Source organism: Agaribacter flavus (assembly GCF_042646125.1).
In the GTDB taxonomy this organism is placed as follows: domain Bacteria; phylum Pseudomonadota; class Gammaproteobacteria; order Enterobacterales; family Alteromonadaceae; genus Glaciecola; species Glaciecola flavus.
Map to the genome: position 1 here is coordinate 1 of NZ_JBHRSW010000005.1, position 20,615 is coordinate 20,615.

14 protein-coding genes are annotated in these 20,615 nt (G+C 41.6%); 5 read left to right on the forward strand and 9 right to left on the reverse strand.

What is annotated here, in order from left to right:
* Positions 1-303 precede the first annotated feature (303 nt).
* The 3 genes from ACFOHL_RS02185 to ACFOHL_RS02195 all read right to left on the reverse strand — a co-directional run bounded on the left by ACFOHL_RS02185 (position 304) and on the right by ACFOHL_RS02195 (position 3,358).
* Positions 304-780: a hypothetical protein gene (locus ACFOHL_RS02185; RefSeq protein ID WP_376918564.1), complete on the reverse strand. Its 477-nt coding sequence runs from the start codon at positions 778-780 to the stop codon at positions 304-306.
* A 171-nt stretch (positions 781-951) separates the two neighbouring features.
* Positions 952-1,284, reverse strand: coding sequence for an energy transducer TonB (locus ACFOHL_RS02190; RefSeq protein WP_376918565.1), 333 nt, complete (start codon positions 1,282-1,284; stop codon positions 952-954).
* A 589-nt stretch (positions 1,285-1,873) separates the two neighbouring features.
* Positions 1,874-3,358, reverse strand: a complete 1,485-nt coding sequence (locus tag ACFOHL_RS02195; RefSeq protein ID WP_376918566.1) for a helix-turn-helix transcriptional regulator — start codon at positions 3,356-3,358, stop codon at positions 1,874-1,876.
* Between the two features lie 201 nt (positions 3,359-3,559).
* On the opposite strand from ACFOHL_RS02195, the gene ACFOHL_RS02200 reads away from it, so the two are divergent.
* Both ACFOHL_RS02200 and ACFOHL_RS02205 read left to right on the forward strand, forming a co-directional pair.
* Complete coding sequence (locus ACFOHL_RS02200) at positions 3,560-5,020, forward strand: sulfatase-like hydrolase/transferase (RefSeq protein WP_376918567.1); 1,461 nt, start codon at positions 3,560-3,562, stop codon at positions 5,018-5,020.
* Between the two features lie 11 nt (positions 5,021-5,031).
* Positions 5,032-6,495 (forward strand): sulfatase family protein, encoded by a 1,464-nt coding sequence (locus tag ACFOHL_RS02205; protein ID WP_376918568.1) that lies wholly within the window; start codon positions 5,032-5,034, stop codon positions 6,493-6,495.
* Between the two features lie 37 nt (positions 6,496-6,532).
* On the opposite strand, the gene ACFOHL_RS02210 is transcribed toward ACFOHL_RS02205, so the two are convergent.
* The 5 genes from ACFOHL_RS02210 to pgm all read right to left on the reverse strand — a co-directional run bounded on the left by ACFOHL_RS02210 (position 6,533) and on the right by pgm (position 13,976).
* The gene (locus ACFOHL_RS02210; RefSeq protein ID WP_376918569.1) at positions 6,533-6,859 is read right to left on the reverse strand and encodes a heavy metal-binding domain-containing protein; all 327 of its coding nucleotides are present in this window, start codon (positions 6,857-6,859) and stop codon (positions 6,533-6,535) included.
* A gap of 34 nt (positions 6,860-6,893) precedes the next feature.
* Positions 6,894-7,937, reverse strand: coding sequence for a succinylglutamate desuccinylase (gene astE / locus ACFOHL_RS02215; protein WP_376918570.1), 1,044 nt, complete (start codon positions 7,935-7,937; stop codon positions 6,894-6,896).
* Positions 7,938-8,042: 105 nt separating this feature from the next.
* Positions 8,043-9,362 (reverse strand): putative bifunctional diguanylate cyclase/phosphodiesterase, encoded by a 1,320-nt coding sequence (locus tag ACFOHL_RS02220; RefSeq protein ID WP_376918571.1) that lies wholly within the window; start codon positions 9,360-9,362, stop codon positions 8,043-8,045.
* 229 nt (positions 9,363-9,591) lie between these two features.
* A complete protein-coding gene (locus ACFOHL_RS02225) occupies positions 9,592-12,135 on the reverse strand; it encodes a glycogen/starch/alpha-glucan phosphorylase (RefSeq protein WP_376918572.1) in 2,544 nt (847 codons plus the stop codon).
* 200 nt (positions 12,136-12,335) lie between these two features.
* Complete coding sequence (gene pgm / locus ACFOHL_RS02230) at positions 12,336-13,976, reverse strand: phosphoglucomutase (alpha-D-glucose-1,6-bisphosphate-dependent) (RefSeq protein WP_376918573.1); 1,641 nt, start codon at positions 13,974-13,976, stop codon at positions 12,336-12,338.
* 328 nt (positions 13,977-14,304) lie between these two features.
* Between pgm and ACFOHL_RS02235 the strand changes: the two genes are divergently transcribed.
* Genes ACFOHL_RS02235 through ACFOHL_RS02245 form a run of 3 tightly spaced genes read left to right on the forward strand, consistent with a single transcriptional unit; the run spans position 14,305 to position 18,223 of the window.
* Positions 14,305-15,213: an AAA family ATPase gene (locus ACFOHL_RS02235; protein ID WP_376918574.1), complete on the forward strand. Its 909-nt coding sequence runs from the start codon at positions 14,305-14,307 to the stop codon at positions 15,211-15,213.
* A complete protein-coding gene (locus tag ACFOHL_RS02240; protein WP_376918575.1) occupies positions 15,210-16,244 on the forward strand; it encodes a DUF58 domain-containing protein in 1,035 nt (344 codons plus the stop codon). Before ACFOHL_RS02235 ends, ACFOHL_RS02240 begins: the two co-directional genes overlap by 4 nt.
* Positions 16,241-18,223 carry a transglutaminase family protein gene (locus tag ACFOHL_RS02245; protein WP_376918576.1) on the forward strand — a complete coding sequence of 661 codons (1,983 nt, stop codon included), beginning with the start codon at positions 16,241-16,243 and terminating at the stop codon, positions 18,221-18,223. The genes ACFOHL_RS02240 and ACFOHL_RS02245 overlap by 4 nt, the downstream gene beginning before the upstream one ends.
* A gap of 74 nt (positions 18,224-18,297) precedes the next feature.
* Here the strand turns inward: ACFOHL_RS02245 and fusA are convergent, their stop codons facing one another.
* A complete protein-coding gene (gene fusA / locus ACFOHL_RS02250) occupies positions 18,298-20,385 on the reverse strand; it encodes an elongation factor G (protein ID WP_376918577.1) in 2,088 nt (695 codons plus the stop codon).
* Positions 20,386-20,615 lie beyond the last annotated feature (230 nt).

A 20,615-nucleotide genomic window follows, 5' to 3' on the forward strand; every position in this document is an offset into this window, starting at 1 on the left:
GAATATGCTTACACCTTTACTGAGCCCGATACTAACTGGATAAAATAGCCACTTCGTTTTGAATAAGACAGATGAAGGTTAATCGATGAATGTCTAGTGACCCAGTTGTATCTATGGAAGGATTAAAACTGGCTGCGGCAATAGCTGCACAAGAGATCCTCTATATGTGTTTGACGTAAGCTATACGCTTAACATCGACCATGACAGACGAAGTAAACAGATCCGAAAAAGGTAGTAGATTGATCTTGAAAAAATGATCAAGGGATTAGTTTTATCTATTGACAGCCCCGAGGCTCATATGTGTTATACGCAAAATGACTCTAATACAACCTCTTTACAAGAGCTACCAACATACCTAGCGTTTTTAAGCTTGTCATCACCCCTATACCTTTTTAATTTGCAGGTTCGATCTACACGGACAATTACCACCTGATTATCTGAGTTGAAATAAGCACTAAAGTAAGAGTTGTGAATGTGGTCTTTAGGCTTAACTTTTAATTTACTGGCTTTTGACAGAGCAAGCATGATGGCTTTATGTATGGGCTTAGTTGATAAATTTTCACTGAGGGAAAATATCGCTAGTTCCTCTTCTGGAACCAAGTCAAATAATGGAAATCCGTTCTTAAATTCGCCTTCAATATTCTCCATCCTAACCGCTAGACGGCTATCATCATACTGCTTCAAATTAAGGTCTTTCACTGCTCGAACAGCATCACCAAATCGTAAAGGGAAAAAACGATTTTTCTTAGGCTTGGATTTTAAATCTTTATTAAAACTCACGATGCAAATTCCATCAGCGTATAACACTCGCCTATGCGGCGCACGATTTGTTGGGGAATTTGTTGTTGGGGAATTTGCAAAAATGTAGCGCAGCTAAATGCAAATTGCACAACAAATTGGGTGTCCGAAGTCGCGCCAGCGACTGCCATGAGGCGCTTGTTAGTTCCCATGCTATTCATATTTGAAGTCTAATTGAACGGTTTGGTTGGTTTGCCTAACAGGTGTACCATTTTGAATCTTAGGCCTATATTTCCATTGCAATAGGGAACAAATCGCCGCATCGTCGAATATGTTTGCATGAGAAGAATCTATAACTTCTATGTTATCAGTATTGCCTATTTCGGTGATATCGAAAGATAGCCGAACCCAGCCTTGAACACCATGACTCATAGCTCTGTCCATAAGGAGCGAGCAAGGAGAATCGGTGTGTTGTGAAGAGTTGCTTATCGAATTACAAGCAGCGACAAAAATAGCCACGATTAAAATTAAAAATTCCTTTCTCATAAACTTTCCTAGCGGGAACTAATAACCAAGATACGGGGCGAAATGCCGTTTAGGTATTTTGTCCCCGTCATCAGCTTGTTCTTGGGAGACAACCTCTTCTCTACTCATGTTTCTCCGATGCTCAGCTTATGCAGTGACGATCTTTGCATGTTACCTCGTCGCCCCACGGGCTTCTATCATAGTTTGATGCCTCACTTTTAGCGGCTGAGTTGTCCGACAGCAAAACGACTGTTTTTCTGCGTGCATCAAGATATTGTGACGACAATTCGAGAAAAATGTCAACACAGCCGCCTATTTTAGTGCGCATAACGACTAAAAAATAATTATACCTAAAAGCCATAGCGCGAATTCTCGGTTTCCACATACTCATAAAAATCAATTTGTTATCATGCAAATTGCAGATAATTAAATTACAAACCGAGAATCGAAGCTAATAACACTTCAGGGATGAGAGATATTGCAGTGTATTGAATCCGTAAGCTATGGATTCCGCGCATTGCGCTATAGCGATAACGCGAATTTAGCGAGCGGGTGCCAATATCACGTAAGCTTGCAGAATATGGTATGTGAAAGGCGCTGCCTTTCATTTTTACGTTTGTTTTTGTTCACTGCTGCGTGAGTCTTGTACCCTTATTTTTTGTTGATATTCGGTCGGTGACACACCGGTCTGCTTTTTAAATACCGTCGTAAAATATGAAGGATTGCTAAACCCGACGTCCAAGGCAGTTTCAGTTACACCATGATCTTTCAATAGTACTTTAGCTTTATCAATTCTGACTTTGGTGAGGTATTGATTGATCGTTAGCTGCGTGAGCTTTTTAAATACCTTTGTCGCTTTCGCCCTGCTCGCTCCCACCTCTTCCGCGATTTGGTCAAGGTTGATATTTTTATGGTAGTTAGACAATAGATATTGAATGATGTGATCAACCAGTAATTGATCAGGTGACTCTTTTGATTTTGCGGGTGAATTGTATGACAGATTGTTCGCACAGCTGAGTATAGTTTCATCTACTTGCTCTATTGATCCTAAGTTATTGATATCTGCACTCACTGAATTCAATAAACTAAGTAATTCGCTAGGTATTTTCCCTCGTTTAATTGCTTCTTCTACCATGAGATAAATGGTTTCTTTCATACACACTTTATATGCACTCAGCTCATGTTGTGTGAAAGTAGTCAATGCCTCACGATAAGCAGAAAAGCTATCAATCGTATCTTCTTCTTGACCCTCATAAACAGTATCGATAAATTGCTTCCGCAAACGAAAAGGAAATGATTGACTAAGTTGACCTTGGGGATAGCCTTCATAGTCATCCGCATTGTTCGAGCTAAAGTGTCGTTTAGCGAGTTCAATTTGGTGCATATGTCGCTGATTGAGCGCCAATTGTTGGTGGTAAACACCTTGATAAATTGCCCATGCCCATATTAAGGCAGAAATACTCGCACCACCGTAGTACATGCCCCATTGTTGCAGTAACAAGCCTAAACACATGCATAGGCTCAGCCATAACGTTCCCATACATATCCATCTTAAACGCCGTTTATGCGCTGGCTGATACACTTTGTGTTTAGAGTTAAATAAAACCACAAGGGTCGGCAAGGCTAAAGCAAAAACAATTATGAATGCTTGAGCCTGATATATATTTGACGGCGCTATATCAAGAAATGCCCAGCTAAACTGATCATTGACAATATATCGTAAAGGAGGTGACAAAATAAAATAGGCACTCCATACCCACCCCAACGCGAATACGAGCAGCTTGTACCGCCGCTTTATTTGCACTTCAGCAAACGTACCCAAACCTATAGTAAGTGCAGGAATACCAACAGAAAACAGTAACAAGTTGCGAAATATATCAAAGTAACGATGCGCACTTTCAAAAGGCAATAAGTTGATCACAGGACCAATTAAAAAAAATGAAAAGCTCAATATAAAAGTAAAAAAGTACGCGTATCCCTGCACCTTGTGTCTGACCAAAGTAAAATATACAAGTGTGAGTAAATAAATAACTGCTGCTATTAGAGGTAAAATTGCCCGAACAAATTCACTCCACGGTAAAGTTACGTCGCTCATAAATAACCTGTTTTGTTTCGAGCGCGTATGTTAACGAGTATTGATGATAAGCTCACCCTAAAATTGCCTAGTAAAAACAAATCATGTAAAAATAGCCGATTTTTATAAACTCACATCCTATTTTTTAAGTAGGTTTATAAAATATTCGGTAGTCTTGTAATTAATTTCGGCGGTATACCAAATTTGAAAAAAGAGGTAAGTTTGAACACAGAATTACTAAGGCAAGGTGTATTACTACGGCAGGGTGCAAAGCTAAGCTCAATGTTTTGCGCCATGACATTGATGTTGATGAGTATATTTTATACTCATGCGCAAGAAGAGAATAACCAGCCACAAAAACCGAACATCATTCTTATTCTCGCAGATGACGCTGGTTATCATGATTTTGGTTTTCAAGGCAGCAAAACGATGATTACACCTAATTTGGATGCACTAGCCAATGAAGGTATTGTCTTTTCGCAGGCTTATGTGACAGCAGCCGTATGCGGTCCATCAAGGGCGGGGATTTTAAGTGGGCAATATCAACAAAAATTTGGGTACGAAGAAAACAACGTGCCAGGCTATATGAGTCAGTCGGGTATTACTGGAGATGATATGGGTTTGCCGCTTGACGTGCCGATAATGCCGCAATTCTTAAAAGAAAAAGGCTATACCACCGCACTAATCGGTAAGTGGCACCAAGGCAATAAAGATGCCTTTCACCCATTAAAAAGAGGGTTCGACTACTTTTATGGGTTTAGAGGAGGAGCAAGAAGCTACTTCCCCTTCAACGAGCAAAACCCTAACCCCCGTCAAGAAGATTATTTAGAGGAGGGTTTCCGCCACTTTGCCGAGTCACCTGAATATCTTACTGATGCTTTGGTAAACAAAACCATCGAATTCATCGAAGAAAACCGAGCCGCGCCATTTTTTACCTTTTTATCACTCACTGCCGTGCATGCGCCAATGCAGGCAGAGCGACAAGATTTAGAGGCATTTCCAAATATCAATGGTACGCGCAAAACACTGGCTGCAATGACCTTATCTATGGACAGAGCAATAGGTCGTTTGAACGAACGTTTAGAAGCCTTAAATTTACGCGAAAACACGATTTTAGTATTTACCAATGACAATGGTGGGCCAAGTGATCAGAATGCGTCAAACAATGCACCGCTAAGTGGCACAAAAGCCAATCATTTAGAAGGGGGTATCCGCGTACCTTTTATTATGTCTTGGCCAGCCAAATTACCGCAAAAAATTAAATATGACTACCCAATTAGTACACTTGATTTACTTCCCACATTTTATGCTGCGGCAGGCGGTGCGCCCAAAGACCTAGCAGCGGCAGACGGAAAAAACTTGCTTCCCTATATATCGAAGAGAAACAGCCAACGACCTCACCAAACGCTATATTGGAAAAAGGAAAACCGAGGTGCTATCAGAGACGGTGATTGGAAAATGCTGCGTTTTCCGGACAGGCCTGCAGAACTGTACAATTTAGCCCTTGACCAAGCTGAGCAAAACAATTTGGCAAATAAACACCCCGAAAAACTGAAATCCTTGTATAAAAAATTATTTGCATGGGAACTAACACTTGAGCGTCCATTATGGCAGTTAAAACGGGAATACGAGGGGCAAGCGATGGAACGCATGGATAAATATAGAAATCACGTAAAAGATTAAGGTTTAGTAGTATGAAATATTGTTCGTCCAAAAAGCTAACAAATAGACTCATGTGGCTGTTCAGCTTGTTGTCTCTTTCAGTTGTCAATGTATATGCCGATGAAAGACCCAATATTATGGTCATTCTTGCCGATGATCTCGGATACCGAGATTTAGGTTACACCGGCGCTGAGGACATAAAAACGCCCAATATCGATGCCTTGGCGCATAACGGCGTAGTATTTAAAAATGGCTATGTCACCCACCCTTATTGTGGCCCATCCAGAGCCGGTTTATTAACTGGTCGCTATCAAGCAAGGTTTGGTATGGAAAACAATGTTTCTTACTCGCCTGACGACAAACATATGGGCTTACCATTGTCAGAAAAAACCTTTGCTAAACGTTTGCAAGAAGTTGGTTACAACACTGCCATTTTTGGTAAGTGGCACTTAGGGGGCGCACCACGTTTTCAACCGACTAAACGCGGCTTTGATTATTTCTATGGCTTTCTAGACGGTGGTCATAACTATATGCCTGGTGAGGTGCATGTCGGTGCGGGGGGGTATCTGCTTCCTATAATGAGAAATACGACAGTCGCCGAATTTGACGAATATCTGACCACAGCACTAAGTAAAGACGCAGTAAAATACATTCAAAAGCAAACTGACAAGCCGTTCATGATTTACATGTCATACAACGCCCCACATACACCTTTGCAAGCGCCGGCCGAAACAATTGAAAAATACAGCCATATTGAGGACATGGAGCGCAGAGTCTACGCCGCCATGATCGATGAAATGGATCAGGGTATCGGGCTTATCATTGATGCTTTAAAGCGGACAAAGAAACTAGATAATACGCTTATTTTTTTCCTGTCTGACAATGGCGGCGTTTATCCCGAAGAATGGCTGCCCACTCTAGATTGGTCGGACAATTCACCTTACAGAAGAGGAAAAGTAGCGCTTTTAGAAGGCGGAATTAAAGTCCCCTTCCTTGCACATTGGCCAAACAAAATTAAACAAGGCTTTGCTTTTGACGGATTGGTTTCGGCACTCGATATCGCTGCCACATCCGTCGCAATATCGGGCGCCAGTGACCCAGAAGGTTTGCTAGAGGGAGTCAATTTACTGCCGTACTTCACCAAAGAAAAAACAGATTCGCCCCACCCTGCTCTATTTTGGCGACTGGAAGAAGCCGATCACATTTATGCGGTAAGAACACCAGAAGCAAAATACATGCGCCAACCGCTCCCCAATGTTGGTCGCGCATTTTTTGATATGATCAACGACCCAAGTGAACAAAATAACATTGTTGACCAAATGCCACAAAAACAGGCCGAACTGGCCGAATTATGGAATACATGGAACAGTAAAAATATGAATAATATCTTGTACCAGTCTTGGGAATACAAAAAAGCGAAAGACGATTTTTATAATGGTTTGTTTGAAAAGAATAAACAAGAAGCCAAAGAGCGCGAACCCTATACGATAGAATAATTTAGATACTTCGACTTCTTTCTAAACTTATCTCTTTTTACACTGGTACCGTTTTAACGGCGGTACCACTAATACTCACCATTAGCATACTGCCATTTTGGCCTACCACTTCATAATCTAGGTCGACACCAACGATCGCATTGGCACCCAACATGTACGCTTCTCGTTCGATTTCCGCAAATGCTATTTTTCTCGCTTTTGTGAGTTCTTCTTCATAGGCACCTGAGCGTCCGCCAACTATGTCTCTAATTGATGCAAAAAGATCTTTAAAGACATTTGCCCCCATAATGGCTTCGCCAATAACTACGCCGTGGTACTGCTCGATTTTTTGTCTTTCAATTGCATTAGTGGTAGTAATTATCATCGTATTCTCCTACTTTAAATAATAATTTGCTTTCTTAAAGCTCGCACGGAATAACCGTTAACAGCGCACGTTGCCCGAGCGCAACCTGCGCATTTGGGAACACAATGGCTTCGCCATCATACTCAGCGCAGTATTCAGCACCTGATTCACTCGCCAACACCTCCCCTTTCTTGAAGGCAGTAAAATTTGCCGCATCGTCAGAAAAATGTAATGAAAAATCATCTTTCGTCTTATTGATGACTTGATTTACAGTAAAAATTTCCAAGGGGCAGTCTTCATATTTACTGATACGCACTGCTTCTTTCTTGATTAGCTGGGCTAGCATATGTGTCACAGCTGTAAACGATGCCATGTCATTTTCTCCGAAGGGTTTCACTTTACCCAACTCTACCGTGAAAGCATGTGCACCAAATTTACGCGACGAATAATAGCTAAATGTTGTCGCGGGTGTTTGAGATAGTAATATAGTATTCACACCGCAATCAGATAAAAATTGTAACTGTTCTTTGCAATAAGGCCTGCCATGCAAATACGGATACACCGCAAATTTTTCATTTTTAGAAGGGCGAATAGCCGTATGTAAATCGTAGTGTATGAGCTGTTGTTCAGAGCTTGCGTTCGAAAAAAAGTTATCGACGGCGTGCTTTAAAACTAACGCACGATGCTCTTCGAGATTCAGCATATCTTGATTGGCTTCTTCTTCGAGTAAACCAGATAAAGTTGACGCTTCTGGATCAAACAAACGATTGAGGTTTTCATCAACAAAGCGCTTGGCTATTTGCATAGCGGGTAAATTACCAAAAACAAACATTAGTTCGTGTTGGCAAGAAAGCTTTTCTTCATAAATGTCGCGTATTAAGGCATTGCAAATTTCGATAGGTGCTGTCTCGTTTCCATGAATACCGCAAGAGAGTATGATGCGCTTGCAAGGTGTTTGCTCAGCAATCGGTGTTATCAAAAGTACGCCAGGTACTTCACTTTTAAATGCTATGGCAGAGCCAATAGTGCCAGAAAACGCTTTCCATTGCGTATAGTGTTGTAGTGAGTACGAGAGATAGTCACTGAGTGGAGAATTCATATTAATGTGCTTACTAACTTAAATAGCAGAGCATGCTAGCACATAAATCAAAGATAGAGCACCGAGTTCGGTTTAATCGCTCCTCGAAAGTACAATTAACTCCCCTTACGCTACCCCAGAGGATGTATCGTCATACAAGACTTGAGAAAAGTCGCCTTTTTTAATTTGCTCTAGGAACTTTGCAATAGGAACGGCAGGAGAAAACAAAAAGCCTTGGCCCTTAGAAATTCCCATAGACTGCAAAATAGCCAACTGCTGTAAAGTCTCTATTCCTTCTGCGAACGTTTCACAACCTTTTGCATCACAAATCACTTTTGTCGCTTGAATAATAGCTGAATTTACGGGGGATTCTGATAATTCAAAAACAAAGGCTTTATCAATTTTGATGGCATCCAAATCAAGATCCCTGACAAAAGACAAGTTTGAATATCCTTTCCCAAAGTCGTCCATGGATAGGGCAATTCCCAACGATTTAATTTCGCTTAATTGTCGCTTAACTAGTAACGAGTTTGTAAGCATCACATCTTCAGTTAACTCAATCTCAATGAGGTTTGCTTCTATTTGATAGTCCCGAATAAATTTCCTCAATATTGGTAATAAGCGAGGATCGTACAACTGCGTTGGAGATAGATTAACTGAAATAGGTATTTCACAACCTTCCTGCCTTAACAAAGCCAAGCTTCTAAATGCATTTTCTAAAGTCCAATAGCCTAATTCATTCATCATATTGTAAGATTCGGCTGCTTGTAATAAAGTACCTGGGAAGACCACACCATCTAAGGGATGATTCCATCTTAGCAAGCACTCTCCGCCAATAATTTTATACGATTGCAAGTCAACTTTTGGTTGAAAGTACAATTCTAATTCGTCGTTATTTAGAGCGCGAGTAAGATCCGCTTTCAGTGCTAAACCTTTACCGTGATTTTCATTGGTCTCATCAGTTAACAGCGTAAAATTGACATGACGATTAGATTTAGATTTTCTGAGTGCACTTTCCGCGAGAGAAATAATGGTATTAACATCTGAGCCTTCCGTCTTTTTGATAGCCGCCCCCACATTAAAGTCAGCGATAAAAGCGGTATTATTGACGCTAAGTGGTGTTTTAAAATGAGAGATTAAGCGTGCGTGCTCATTTCTGATGTCTTTGTCTGTAACGGCATCATCAAACACCACGCCAAATATATCACCACTTAAGCGCCCTACCGCACAAGCATTGGTGAATATAGCGCAGATATGATTGACGATTTGCAGTAGAACTTCATCACCTGATTTATGGTCAAAGGCCGCTGACACATCTGAAAAACGCATGACATCCATAAACATAACGCTGAACCGACTTTTTTTTGCAGCGGTTTCTTCGATTAACTCGATGAAATGATATCGGTTGGGAATTTCATTTAAATGCTTATGTATGCTTCTAATCATAAAGTCCACTGTGTAACAAATTAGCGGGTTGCCTTTATCCAAAAAAACAAACGGACTCCCGCGTACTCATTTTGTTATCGTAAACCTGCGGATTTTCTTTATAAAAAAACCGGTTTAAAACCGGCTTTTTATTCTTTTGTCTAGAGGCTGTTGTTACTGGCTTACAATTTGTGCAAATCCAATTTATGTATTAGACCATCAGAAACTGCCTATTCCGGGCTGATTACCTTTATTTCACTTGGCAACTATCAAGCTTCCAAATGCGTTCTACATAATCTTTGATTGAACGATCAGAGGTAAACTTACCCATTTTAGCTGTATTTAAAATAGCCATTTTAGCCCACTTAGACTTATCTCTATAGGCTAAATCAAGTGCCAGATTCGCCTTACAATAATCCTCAAAATCAGCGAGAACTAAATACGGATCACCGCCTTCAAGCAAACTATGTTTAAGTGAAGATAGCGCATGAGGGTTACCTGGAGTGAAATAATCGCTATCTAACCAGTCTATGGTCGCCTTTAATTCTTCGTTGCTATAGTAATAATCATAGGGGTTGTAGCCCGCACTTAGCGTTTCGTTGACTTCATCAACAGTTAAGCCAAATATAAATATATTGTCTTCACCTACTTCTTCAGCGATTTCAATATTGGCGCCATCAAGTGTACCTATTGTAATGGCACCATTTAGAGCCAGTTTCATATTCCCTGTGCCTGATGCTTCTTTACCTGCAGTAGAAATTTGCTGTGACACGTCTGCAGCAGGGATCATTTTTTCCGCTAACGATACTCGGTAGTTTGGCAAAAACACTACTTTTAGCTTCTCATTGACACGACTATCATTATTGATCTTATCCGCTACCACATTGATGGCGTAAATAATGGTCTTCGCTAATGCATAACCTGGTGCGGCTTTTGCGCCAAAAATGAATACGCGAGGGTGCATATCATAATCGGGGTCTTGCAGTAGCCGGCGATACAGAGCCAGAATATGCAGTAAATTCAGATGCTGACGTTTGTATTCGTGCAAACGTTTGATTTGTATATCGAATATCGCTTTCGGATCAACAATAATACCTGTTAATTTCTTAATCTCTTCCGCAAGAGCTAGCTTATTTTGCTGTTTAACCTTCATGAATTGGTTTTGGAAGGTTTTGTTGCTGGCAAAAGCAGACAAATCATCCAGCTTATCAAGATTGAGTATCCAATCACCCCCAATCTTTTTAGTAATCAATGCAGATAAACTAGGATTACACGCCTTTAACCAACGTCTTGGCGTAATACCATTTGTCACATTGGTGAGCTTACCAGGATATAACTCGTTAAATTCGGGGAATAATTGACTTTTAACCAAAGCAGAGTGTATTTCGGCCACACCATTTACAGCAAACGAGCCAACAACAGACAAATTGCCCATTCGCACCATTTTTTCGTTGCTTTCTTCAATAATTGATAGTTTTGCTTTTATCTCATTGTTGCCTGGCCATTTTGCGTCGACTTCAGCCATAAAACGATGATTTATTTCGTAAATTATTTCTAAATGACGCGGTAGTATTTTTCCGATCATACGAACTGGCCATTTTTCCAACGCTTCCGGTAGTAAAGTATGATTAGTGTAAGCGAATGTTTGCGTACATATCTCCCACGCGACGTTCCAAGAGAGTTCGGCTCTATCCACAAGTATACGCATCAATTCGGGTATTGCGATTGCTGGGTGAGTGTCATTAAGTTGAATCACCACTTGCTCAGCAAAGCGGCTCCAATCATCCCCATGTACGCGCTTATAACGGCGAATGATGTCCTTAAGTGAGCATGCACTAAAAAAGTATTGCTGAATCAAGCGAAGCTCTTTTCCTGCTTCCGTTTCATCGTTCGGGTACAACACTTTAGAGATTGTCTCTGACTCTACATTCTCGCGTTGAGCGTCAACATAGCCGCCTGCATTAAACACATCCCAGTTAAAATATTCTGAAGATTGGCTTTGCCATAAGCGCAGCACATTTACGGTCTTTCCGCCATAGCCGACAATAGGAATATCCCAAGGCACGCCAGTCACAATTGAGCCCGGATGCCACTCTTTGTGAATCTTGCCGTCTTCGTCATATTTCGTTTCAACATAACCGTACAAACTAATTTGCTGTATAGATTCAGGACGACATATTTCCCAAGGGTTGCCGTAGTCTCGCCAGCTATCGGGTCTTTCAATTTGTGCACCGTTTCTGATTTCTTGACGAAACAGGCCGTGCTCGTAATGAATACCATAGCCAATTGCCGGAAATTCCATGGTTGCCAGAGAATCAATGAAGCATGCTGCAAGCCTCCCTAAACCACCATTACCCAATGCCATATCTGGCTCTTCTTCAAGCATATCGACAAGGTCAACGCCTAACTCTTTTAGAGCGCGTTTTGCCGTGTCAAAAAGCTCAAAATTGTGCATATTGTTTGATAGCAAGCGCCCCATTAAGAACTCGGCAGAAAAGTAGTGTACCGCACGCGTATCATTCAGATAATGCGTCTTTTGTGTCGTTCTCAAACGCTCAAATACCAACTCTTGCATTGCCGCACTCGTCGCCTTCCACCACGCATGCTTGTTGGCCTTGTTTTCATCCGTCCCCAAGGTACGGTGAAGATTTCTTATCACCGCTTGTTTGAAGTCGTCTTTGTCCAATTGAATAGAGACAGAAGTGGCAGCGCCCTGCCCCTTAGTTTTTGCTTTTGAAGTGTTGCTGGTAGTTTTTGCGGCAGTTTTTGTCGTTACTTTCTTTTGTGCAGGCATAAACACTTTTCCCGTGGAGTCGAATCAACGGGAAAAGTGTAGTACATGTTTTTTATCAAAACTACAGGAAATATGTGGGTTTTAGCGCTCATATGTTACCAAAACGTTAAAGATTTTTAAAAATTGACTTGCTTGCCTATTTTTTGCACTAATTGCAACATATTAATAACATTTACCCTGATACGTCACTTTCCTTTCTCTTACTTCAAGGTCTCCGATACGAGAGATTGGGCTTCATTTAAAAGCGTTTGTAAATGCGCTTCATCCCGAAAGCTTTCAGCATAAATTTTATACACATCTTCTGTGCCTGATGGGCGCGCTGCAAACCATCCATTTTCAGTGGATACTTTTAATCCGCCGATTTTTGCGTCGTTGCCAGGGGCTTTACTTTGAACATTTACAATTTCTTCTCCCGCAATTTCAGTTGCCGTTATTGCCGAACTATCGACAGAGGACAAGCGCTGCTTTTCCTCAAGGGAAGTAGCAACATCAATCCGCTGATAAACCGGCTCACCAAACGATTGGGTCAATTGCTTATAATGCTCTCCTGGGTCTTTGCTCGTCACAGCAGTAATCTCAGCGGCTAATAAACTTAAAATAAAACCGTCTTTATCTGTTGCCCATGTTTTACCATCACGCTGCAAGAAAATACCGCCAGCAGACTCCTCACCCGCAAAACCAATAGTTTGCTTTGACAAGCCTTCAACAAACCACTTAAAGCCCACGGGCATTTCGACTAAGTCACGACCCAGCTTATGCGCCACTCGGTCAATCATAGAGCTCGATACCAGCGTTTTACCGACAGATAATAAAGATGACCAATCGCTTCTGTGTTGATACAAGTAATTAATGGCCACTGAGAGATAGTGGTTAGGGTTCATTAAACCAGCAGAGGGGGTCACAATTCCGTGACGGTCGAAGTCAGGGTCATTACCAAAAGCAATGTCATAGTTGTCCTTCAATTTGATCAAGCCTGACATGGCAAAAGGAGAGCTGCAATCCATGCGAATTTTCCCATCATGGTCGCAAGGCATAAAAGCAAAACGTTGATCTAAACTAGGGTTAACCACATCAATACTTAAACCATAATGCTCAGCAATCTTGTCCCAATAGGCTAACCCCGAGCCACCCAATGGATCAGTGCCAAGTTTGATGCCAGCATTGGCAATAGCCTGCATATCAATGACCTTGGATAAGGATTCGATGTAATCGTCAGAAAAATCGATTTCTTTCACTAAGGCAGAACCAAAGCAACGCTTGATATCCATGCGTTTAACGGCTTTTGACTGACTAGATATTATTTCATTTGCACGCTGTTGAATTTCAGTCGTAGCTTGACTGTCGGCAGGCCCACCATGTAATTGATTGTACTTGAAACCACCATCAGTGGGAGGGTTGTGAGAAGGAGTAATCACAACGCCATCAGCAAAACCGCTTTTGCGCTCTCGGTTGTAACTGACAATGCGCTGTGAAATAACAGGCGTGGGTGTAAATCCATTGTCAAGCTGCACATAAACAGTGATGCCATTTGCGCATAATACTTCGATCGCGGTCACCATTGCGGGTTCCGAAAGTGCATGGGTATCCTTACCCACGAACATTGGACCAGTGATATCATGTTTTACGCGGTACTCCGCTAATGCTTGGCTGATAGCAGCAATATGCGTATCGTTAAAAGAACAATTGGAAGAGGTGCCTCGGTGCCCTGATGTACCAAAGCTCACAGCTTGTGTAGGCTCATTTGGATCGGGTACGAATCGATAGTAATCCGTGACCAATTTAGCGACGTTTATCAATTGTGCTTGTGCAGGTAGTTTTCCCGCCATAGAGTGTGGAGGCATAAAATAGTCTTTCCCAGAAAAGTGTAGCGCTTTTTGTCGCTTCGCTAATAGTGATGAATGAATGTAAGGGCTTCAAAGGAAAGGCATCGACAATCACAAAATGTATTTTTCATGGAAGAAAAATATAAGCGTACATGGATGTACTTGCAGCGTTTTTGTGATTGTCGATGCCTTTCCTTTGAAGCCCTTACATTCATGCAAACTGTCAATAGAGCATATCATCACACTAAAAACTCATACCTCGGTATTCAGAATGATAATTGCTTGTTAAATTTAATCCTCTAGTATTGTAAAGTTGATATTCGCTCAAAACAATAAGACTCTTACCATGCGCTCTGATATTCGCCAATGTATAGATAAAATAGGTAACATTGTACGAGGAAAACATACTCAAATTGAGTTAAGTTTGATCTGTATTTTAGCTAATGGCCACCTACTACTGGAAGACTTGCCAGGAATGGGGAAAACGACCCTGTCTCAAGCACTTGCTGCCACTCTCGGTTTAAATTACTCGCGTATTCAGTTCACCTCTGATTTATTGCCTGCGGATATGTTGGGCGTGAATATTTATGATCAGAAAAACAATGCCTTTAGTTTTCATCCTGGACCAATATTTCATCAACTGGTACTTGCCGACGAAATAAACCGTGCTAGCCCTAAAACCCAAAGTGCATTACTCGAAGCAATGGCTGAGCGTCAAGTGACCATTGATGGCGAAAGCTACAAACTGCCCGAACCATTTTTCGTCATTGCCTCGCAAAACCCCTTACACCAATCAGGTACTCACCCCTTACCAGAATCACAACTTGACCGTTTTCAAATGCAAATTTCCTTGGGCTATCCAGATTTTGAATCTGAAAAACACATGTTGCTAAATCAAGATTCACCGCTCATCCTCGATACTTTGTTACCTATTGAAACACTCAGTGTCATGCAACAAACCGTCACCAAAGTCGTTGTTAGTGATGCAGTACTCAATTATTTGTTAAAACTAGTGCGCCTAAGTAGAGAGAGCAGTGATTTCCCTAATGCTTTATCACCACGCGCCACAAAAGCGATTTTTCGATGCGCTCAAGCTTGTGCGTTTATTAACAGACGTGATTTTGTTACCCCTGAAGATATTCAATTTGTCTTTCCCTCCGTAACTGAACATCGTTTGCGCGGTCAGTTATATAGTCAAACTGGCTCAAGTTACAGCGAACATTTGTTACAGCAAGTCGACCCACTTGCGGCATGATTTTATCCTTAAAGAAGCGCTATTGGGCTTTACACTATGAATGGGTGGTAAAACGGGCAGATGCGCGTCAAGCAAAGGGCTTTGGCTTACACAACACCTTTATTTTACCCACTAGTTTTGGCTGGTCTACTATCGCAGTCGCGATATGCTTATTCGTTTTAGGCACCAATTACCAAAACAATATTGTACTGAGCCTCAGTTATTTTATTATTGCCTTAAATTTGTTGTCTTTGTTTCACAACTATTTCTTTTTTACTCAGTACAAAATCACAGTCTGTCCTCCTATACCTGATTATGCGAACAGAAAACCACACATAAGACTGCAAATTAGCTCCAGTGGGCAATACCTTGGTGGAGAACTCAATTTTATAATTGAAGGTAAGTCTTACCACTTCCCAAATGAAACATCGCATGACAACACAGAAGTAAGTTTTGATATTCGCTTGCCTAAGCAAAAAAGAGGCTTACATGATTTGGGTAAAGTTACTGTCAACGGTATATATGGTTTTGGTTTGTTCAAGTGCTGGAGTTATATAGTTCCCAAATGCCCATTAATTGTTTATCCGGCTGTCGAAAAAAGGGCTATCGTGTTGCATCACATGCATGACGAAAACTTAGTCGACAAAAGCTCAGACTCTCAACTGTCTATTTCTGACAACCTCCAAGGTATTCGGCAATATCAAAAAACCGACCCTCTGCACCATGTATCATGGAAGCACTTAGCTAAAGGACTAGGATTATTAAGCAAAGATTTTAACGAAAGTAAGGGTGTAAGTGGCTGGCTAAGACTTAAAGATCACGCTGATTTGCCGCTTGAACGAGCCTTAAGCGTATTGTGTTTTCAGGTACAAGAATTGAGTCGAGACAAAGTCAGTTTCGGTTTAGATCTTGGCGATCATAAAATACTCCCCAACCTCGGAGAAAAACATTTACAGGAATGTTTATTGAGTCTAGCGAAGTACCCGTCTAACGAAGGCCAGGCAGAAACGCGTGAAGCGTTTTCTCAAGTGGGGAACGCAGTTAACAAATGAGCCAGTATATCAACCCCTCTAAACTCCCTGCACTTATTTCGGTTATGTGCTTTTGCTATATAGTGATGCCACTGGCTTCGCCCATTATGGTATGGGTTTGGGTATTGTTCATCTGTGCCGTCAGTATTGCCGGTGCCCGTGCTTTTTATTTTATTCCCGCGTTAAAAAACAAAACCTTAAATATTTTTGCCATTTTTTGCCTAGCACTTTTGGTCTTGTTTTCTGACGACTATGGACTGCTCTCAACAATGGTTAATTTGCTGGTTGTGGCCTGCTGTCTAAAGTTTATGATGCTGCATAAAAAATCTGATTTACATACCATTTTAGTTGTCCAGCTGTTTCTGATTGCATGCGGTTTTATCTATCACCAAGGTGTGGGTTTTGCTATTTACTACGCTATAGCTATCGTGAATTTAATGTATGTGGCATTTTTACTCAATGCCGGTAAATTAATTACGCGGCACAGTTTTCTACAAACCAATAAACTGCTATTGCAAACCCTGCCTATTGCGCTCGCTTTGTTTTTAATCGTGCCTCGCCTTCCCCCTTTTTGGCAGACACCGACCGAACGCACAACGCAAACAGGTTTGAGCGAAAGTGTCACACCTGGCGATATTGCAAATTTAGCGCAATCTGCAAACTTAGTATTTAGAGCTGAATTTAGCGATGCCATTCCCGCCCCCTCAGAGCGTTATTGGCGCTCAATTGTGCTTGACTATTTTGACGGCGCAACATGGTCAATTGCGGCGGAGTCAGTGGGCAATCAAATGTCGAGCAACTTACCTTATCAAGGAGAAAGCTTTCTATACTTGATTATGGCCGAACCCACTCATACAAAATGGCTGTTTTCGCTCGACGTACCACAGGTTATCAATGTGATGAGTGCACAAGATATATATGTGAATCAAAATTATCAACTGCATACACAGCAAGCGTCGGTGCAACCTAGCCTTTATATATTGGCAGCGTATCCATCGATGAAACTCAATCATTTTAAAAATACGCTTAACTTTGAAAAATATTTGCAGACGCCCTCAGAGACAAACCCAAGAACAATAGAATGGGTAAATACTCTCAATTTATCCAACAAAAATACTCTGGAGATCATTCAAGCGCTCAACGCTAAATTTACCGAGGAGGCGTTTTCATACACCCTCAAACCACCGCTAATGCAACAAGCGTCTGTTGATCAGTTTCTCTTTGACTATCAACGCGGCTTTTGTTCACATTATGCGTCTGCACTTACCTTTATGTTGCGTGTTGCGGGTGTTCCGGCAAGAATTGTAACTGGATATCAAGGTGGTCAATTGCAGGGCGAGAACATTATCACAGTGAGGCAGTATGATGCTCATGCTTGGGTTGAAGCGTGGGATGATAACGCTGGCTGGATCAGAATCGATCCTACCGCTTTAGTTGCCCCCAACCGTTTGTTATCAGGTTTGTTGTCTTCTCTTGAAGAGGATGAAAGCGAGCTTGTTGAAGGTAGTGACTTGTTTAGAAATATGGCAAGTCTATGGGGGTTTAAACAGCTCAACGACCTCCTTACCGTTGCAAACCACAATTGGTCGCAGTTTGTGCTCGACTTTGATCAGGACAGTCAGCGCAATATACTCGAATGGTTATTCGGAAAAGCAAGCGCTAAAAACCTCATTACCTTTCTTATTGCTAGTTTTGCAGCGATAGCGATATTTATTTGCATATTATTTGTGCCATGGAAGCGATGGCTACGCGCCAGTCACATTTCACCCGACTTAGTGCTCGTCGAAGCCCTAGAGAACAAAGGCCATAAAAAAGAAATTCACGAAACACTAAAGCAATTTACACAACGCATATCACCGTCTTTTGACAAAGCGCAGCGTGATGCTTTGCATAACTTTGTAGAACACTTCTATGATTACCAATACTCTGATGACAAAGGCAATAACAAGCAAATAGAACAATCGTTGATGACATGTTTAAATAACCTAAAATCGAAATAAGCAAACAACTAAAGCAAAAGAACAAAAAAAACCCCAACACATTGTCGGGGTTTGTTTATTTGCTAAGAAGTGATTTATTTGGCTTCTTTTCTTGCTTTTGTCTCTTCAATGACTTTTTCAGCTACATTTTGTGGACAAGGGTTGTAGTGAGAAAATTCCATAGAGAACTGACCACGACCAGAGGTCATCGTACGTAAGTGACCGATATAACCAAACATTTCAGACAGCGGCACATCAGCTTTAATACGTACGCCTGTTACACCAGCTTCTTGGTCTTTGATCATACCACGGCGACGGTTAAGGTCACCGATGACATCACCTACGTGATCTTCAGGCGTGAACACGTCAACCTTCATGATTGGCTCAATTAACTGAGGACCGGCTTTTGGCATAGACTGACGGAATGCACCTTTAGCTGCAATCTCGAACGCTACTGCCGATGAGTCAACTGCGTGGAAACCACCGTCAAACAGCTCGACTTCAACATCAAGTACTGGGAAGCCCGCAAGTACACCTTCGTTCATCATACCCTTAAAGCCCTTCTCAATCGCTGGGAAGAATTCCTTAGGTACATTACCACCTACAACTGTTGAGGTGAAAACGAATCCGCTATTTGGCTCACCTGGGCGGATCTTATAGTCGATCTTACCAAACTGACCAGAACCACCAGACTGCTTCTTGTGTGTGTAAGAATCTTCAACAGGCATAGTGATTGTCTCACGGTAAGCAACCTGAGGCTGACCTACTTCTAACTCAACACCATAAGTACGCTTTAAGATATCAACTTTGATATCTAAGTGAAGCTCACCCATTCCTTTAAGTATGGTTTCACCAGAGTCTTCGTCTGTTTCAACTTGGAAAGAAGGATCTTCTGCAACCATTTTACCAATTGCGATACCCATTTTCTCAGTAGAACCTTTGTCTTTTGGCGCAACTGCAATAGAAATTACCGGCTCAGGGAAAATCATAGGCTCAAGCGTACAAGGGTTCTTTTGATCACACAGTGTATGACCCGTTTGTACATTTTTCATACCTACGATAGCAATGATGTCACCTGCTTGGGCAGAATTGAGTTCCGTACGGTCATTCGCGTGCATTTCTACCATTCGGCCGATACGCTCAGTTTTACCTGTCGCTGAGTTAAGAATGGTATCACCTTTGTTCAACACACCTGAGTAGATACGGACAAAGGTCAATGCGCCAAAGCGATCATCCATAATTTTGAACGCTAGCGCACGGAAAGGCTCATCAACAGAAACAGTTGCCACTTCACCTGTAGGCTCACCGGTTTCTTCATCAGTCAATGGCTGAGGATCAACTTCAGTTGGGCTAGGTAAGTAATCAACAACAGCATCAAGTACGTTCTGAACACCTTTGTTTTTAAAAGCTGAACCACAGTAAGTGGGGAAGAAATCTAGTTTACGCGTACCTTCGCGAATGCAGCGTTTGATGTCTGCGATAGAAGGTTCTTCCCCATCCATGTAAGCCATCATTAGGTCATCGTCCTGTTCAACAGCCGTCTCTATCAACTGTTCGTGGTACTCATTGACTTTGTCTACCATATCCGCAGGAACATCTTGGACTTCGTAGTTTTCAGGAAGACCACTGTCGTCCCAAACGTATGCTTTTTTCTCAAGAACATCTACGATGCCAACAAAATCGTCTTCGATACCGATAGGCAAAGCCATAACAAGTGGGTTAGCACCTAATACATCTTTAACTTGCTTAACAACGCGGTAGAAGTCTGCACCCATGCGGTCAAGTTTATTTACAAAGATAATACGCGCAACTTCTGATTCGTTAGCATAACGCCAGTTAGTTTCGGATTGTGGCTCAACACCACCAGACCCACAGAATACACCTACACCACCATCAAGGACTTTAAGCGAACGATATACTTCAACAGTAAAATCAACGTGTCCAGGGGTATCGATGATATTCATACGATGGTCTTTCCAGAAACATGTCGTTGCAGCAGACTGGATTGTAATTCCACGCTCTGCTTCTTGCTCCATGAAGTCAGTAGTTGATTCACCGTCATGTACCTCACCAGTTTTATGAATTTTACCGGTAAGTTTAAGAATACGTTCTGTAGTGGTAGTTTTACCCGCGTCTACGTGGGCAAAGATACCAATATTTCGATAATGCGATAGGTCTGCCATAGTTCCACTTATATAATTGGTTCGAAAAAATTTGCTGGCGGATTATATAGATTATTGGACTATATTTACACCCTTTTTCGCGAATAATTATGGCGAGAAACATTTGAACTCATTTAAAGAATAAAATACCTGTGTGCAAAGGCTATTTTTTGATCCGCGACGCTCTCCTTCAGTAGAAAGCGGGATAAGGCATAGAGGTTCAACTTTGTTTGCCGCAAAATCGCTGCGAG

Excerpts from the sequence above, each read along its gene's own strand:
- ACFOHL_RS02190 (WP_376918565.1), bottom strand. The coding sequence starts at position 1,284 with ATGAGAAAGGAATTTTTAATTTTAATCGTGGCTATTTTTGTCGCTGCT.
- ACFOHL_RS02195 (WP_376918566.1), bottom strand. The coding sequence starts at position 3,358 with ATGAGCGACGTAACTTTACCGTGGAGTGAATTTGTTCGGGCAATTTTA.
- ACFOHL_RS02205 (WP_376918568.1), top strand. The coding sequence starts at position 5,032 with ATGAAATATTGTTCGTCCAAAAAGCTAACAAATAGACTCATGTGGCTG.
- ACFOHL_RS02210 (WP_376918569.1), bottom strand. The coding sequence starts at position 6,859 with ATGATAATTACTACCACTAATGCAATTGAAAGACAAAAAATCGAGCAG.
- astE (WP_376918570.1), bottom strand. The coding sequence starts at position 7,937 with ATGAATTCTCCACTCAGTGACTATCTCTCGTACTCACTACAACACTAT.
- ACFOHL_RS02220 (WP_376918571.1), bottom strand. The coding sequence starts at position 9,362 with ATGATTAGAAGCATACATAAGCATTTAAATGAAATTCCCAACCGATAT.
- ACFOHL_RS02225 (WP_376918572.1), bottom strand. The coding sequence starts at position 12,135 with ATGCCTGCACAAAAGAAAGTAACGACAAAAACTGCCGCAAAAACTACC.
- pgm (WP_376918573.1), bottom strand. The coding sequence starts at position 13,976 with ATGCCTCCACACTCTATGGCGGGAAAACTACCTGCACAAGCACAATTG.
- ACFOHL_RS02235 (WP_376918574.1), top strand. The coding sequence starts at position 14,305 with ATGCGCTCTGATATTCGCCAATGTATAGATAAAATAGGTAACATTGTA.
- ACFOHL_RS02240 (WP_376918575.1), top strand. The coding sequence starts at position 15,210 with ATGATTTTATCCTTAAAGAAGCGCTATTGGGCTTTACACTATGAATGG.
- ACFOHL_RS02245 (WP_376918576.1), top strand. The coding sequence starts at position 16,241 with ATGAGCCAGTATATCAACCCCTCTAAACTCCCTGCACTTATTTCGGTT.
- fusA (WP_376918577.1), bottom strand. The coding sequence starts at position 20,385 with ATGGCAGACCTATCGCATTATCGAAATATTGGTATCTTTGCCCACGTA.